This window comes from Candidatus Dependentiae bacterium, from assembly GCA_020431705.1.
Lineage (GTDB): Bacteria > Babelota > Babeliae > Babelales > Vermiphilaceae > JAGQHQ01.
The window spans coordinates 1-3,139 of sequence record JAGQHQ010000034.1; the positions used below are offsets into that span (position 1 = coordinate 1).

Here is a 3,139-nt window from a genome sequence, read left to right on the forward strand (position 1 = left end):
AAACTATATAGCAGCAATCCAAATTGCCGCTATATTCTATACTTTGAGGCATTTATGAATTTTGGGATAGATTCTTATAGACTATCCTTGTTCAATAACTTTAACAACACTGCCATCTGCGCCTTTTTGTATAAAAAAGTGAACGGGAAACATATCCTTTATGCTAGTCAAATGCGAAACGATTATAACTTTACAGAAGTCATCTTGGATTTTGTAAATTGCGTCCATAATATGATAAAGACCTTCTTCATCTTGTGAGCCAAAACCTTCATCAATAATGAGTGTTTGTAGTAACGTGCCTGCACGACGTGCGAGTAATTTTGAGATAGCGATACGTAAGGCAAAATCAATTCTGAATGCTTCACCGCCAGAAAACATTTCATATGGCCGAATTCCCATGCTATCAGATACTTTTATATCAAGTGTTTCGCGTGTGCCACCCTTTTTCAAGTCACGGAGCGATTCAATAATAATTTGTGATTGATTATCTGTAAGTTTTGCAAGCAAATAGTTTGCTTCTTGCTCAATTTCTGGAATTGCATCTTCGATTAATAATGCTTGAATACCATCTTTTCCAGTTGCGGTAGCAATTGCATGATAATCATCAATAGTTTGTTGTAGATTTTCAAGAATTTTTTCTTCGTTTTTAAATTCTTTTTCTACTTGTGCAAGTTTTTCTTTTTGATTCTCAATTCGTCCTTTCTGTTGCAATACTTTTTCTTTTTCTCGTACAAGTAGTTGTTGTTTTTCTGTTAATATTGCTTCTTCTTTTTTTAAGATGTCCTCTTTTTCAAATTTTTTTTTGTATTTTTCTTGTTCTTTATCAAGTACTTTTTTTTCTTTTTTATTCTTTTTTAGTTGTATACACAGTGAACTGATCTGTTGTCTTCGTTCAGCTTGCTTGCTCAGCTCTTGTAAAAATTTAATATGCTGTTTGTGCAGTTTTTCTATTTTCTCTAATTCAATCTGAGTTTTTCTGTGTTCTTGCCTATTGTAGCTATTGTTTACAAGATTTTTATTGATTGTTTCTAATTCATCACGAATTTTTTTGTGCATTAGATTATTTTCTATATTTTTTGTTTTGTTTTGTTCAAGCTCGTTTATAATTTTTCGCTGATTTTCAATCTGTTTATTGGCTTCATGTATGCCTTTTTCATGTAAAGTAATTTGTGATTGAGTCTTTTCTAATGATTCACACAATTTTTTGTGTGTTTTTTCTAGTTCTTGATAGTGTGCATGTTGTGTTTTTTTCTTCTCAGCTTCTTGCTTGATAATCTCAAGTGATTTATGTTGTGTTATCAAAGTCGCTTTTAAGTTTGTTATAATAGTGCGTAATCGATCAAAGCGATGTTCTAAGAATTCCTGCTGGCTTGCAAATTTTTGCTTTAAAAATCGTCGTCGTGCTGCAGAAAGATTTTGCTCACACAAAGGGCAACTTGGTGAATCTGCATCATGAACAAGTGCTTTTTTTTGTTGGAGTGCATTAAGCTCCTGCTTTGTCCAATTGCCTTGTGCGATGTAGCGTTGATAATATTCTTTGCGCCGCTCAAACTGCTTGAGTTCACTTTCTTGTTTTTTGTCATTATGTGGCTGTTGTGTTGTGGTTTTTTTCAACATTTGAATTGTTGCTACACACGCGTTTATTTCTATTTCTTGTTCTTGTATATTTTTTTCTAATTCATCTATTTTCTTATGATTATTTTGTCTTTCGATAGTCAAACGTTCCAAATGTATTTGTTTTTTTTGTATTTCTTGTGTGTACTTGTGTGTAATTTCTTGAGTTACTTTTTGAATATCTTCTTTTTTTTTAAGTATGTGCTCTTTGAGTTGCAAATGTTCTTGTAGTAGCTCGTTATATTGATTGATTTTTTGTGTCAAATCTTCTTTTTTCTCCGTTACGTGCTGCATATTCGTTTGCTCAAGTTGTTGTTGGTGAACCGAGCGCCATGCATCGACGTGTGTGTGTAATAGTTCTTGTTGTTCATTTATTTTTTCTTTTAATTGCTTAAGTCGTACCTGCACAATTTCATAATTTTTTTTAACCTCGAGTAGCAGCTCTCTTTCTTTCTGTTTTAGCTTTATTTGTATGATGATTTGAGCTTCTTTTTTTTTTAATTCATCAATTTGTTTAGAGGTTGCGACGAGTTCTTTTTCTAATTCTTCTTTATACTTTAATTCTTGTGTACGCTTTTCTTGGATAGCCAAATATCCTTTTCGTTCATTAGTGCAGTAGCGCATTTTTTCATTAGCCAATTTTTTTATTTGTTCGTACTCATTAAGCCCCAAAATGGTGGCTAAAATTTCTTTACGATCTTTAGGCATTTTTTGAGAAAATTCATTGGCTTGCCCTTGTCGTAAAAAGGCAGAGTTGGTAAATGATTCAAAACCTAAATGAATTGTGTCCTCTATTTTTTTTTGTGTTTTTTTGATTGTTTTATCTGTTAATGGGATAAAACTTTTTTTATCTTGATTAAAGATTCCAAAATCAAGTGCGGCATATGATTTACCGTAGCTGAGTGCAAATTCTCGTCGAATTCGATAATGCTGATTATTGCACTCAAATTCCAATATTACCTGCATTTGTGTTTGCCCTAAACGGAGCAATCCCTCATCTGCTTTTGAAGTGCTATTTGTTTTTCTAGCTTGTCCCCAGATTGCCCAGGTAATTGCATCCAGTAAGGCTGATTTACCATGTCCATTTTTACCTGATAGGCAGATAAGTGGATATTGCCCAAAATCGATAGTTTGTAGTGTCGGTCCATAGCTTAAAAAGTTTTTTAATTGTAGCTTTATTGGTATCATATATACCTTATAATCATATTGTTGGATCTTACCATATCATAACTACCAGATTATTACTAATTATAGTAATATGGTGATGTCCTAGTTTTGATCATAGCGGACAAAAAAATGTCAAATTTGTTGTCACCAAAAGTAATATGAAGAGTTTTTTCGAGATAGGTTTTTTATACTATTTCCTTTTTTTACTATTTTGTATAGAACGATTCAATTGTTAGTTTTGTGCTATATCTGTACAATAAGTGCTATCATGTAATCATGTAGTTTAGAATCTATCCCAAAATTCATAAATGCCTCAAAGTATAGAATATAGCGGCAATTTGGATTGCTGCTATATAGT

The 3,139-nt window shown here is 32.3% G+C and carries 1 protein-coding gene; it reads right to left on the reverse strand.

Annotation, left to right across the window (positions count from 1 at the left end; genetic code table 11):
- Positions 1-81: 81 nt before the first annotated feature.
- The gene (locus KC460_05165) at positions 82-2,802 is read right to left on the reverse strand and encodes an SMC family ATPase (protein MCA9770731.1); all 2,721 of its coding nucleotides are present in this window, start codon (positions 2,800-2,802) and stop codon (positions 82-84) included.
- Positions 2,803-3,139 lie beyond the last annotated feature (337 nt).

Coding starts and splice junctions, on each gene's coding strand:
- KC460_05165 (MCA9770731.1), bottom strand. CDS start 2,802: ATGATACCAATAAAGCTACAATTAAAAAACTTTTTAAGCTATGGACCG.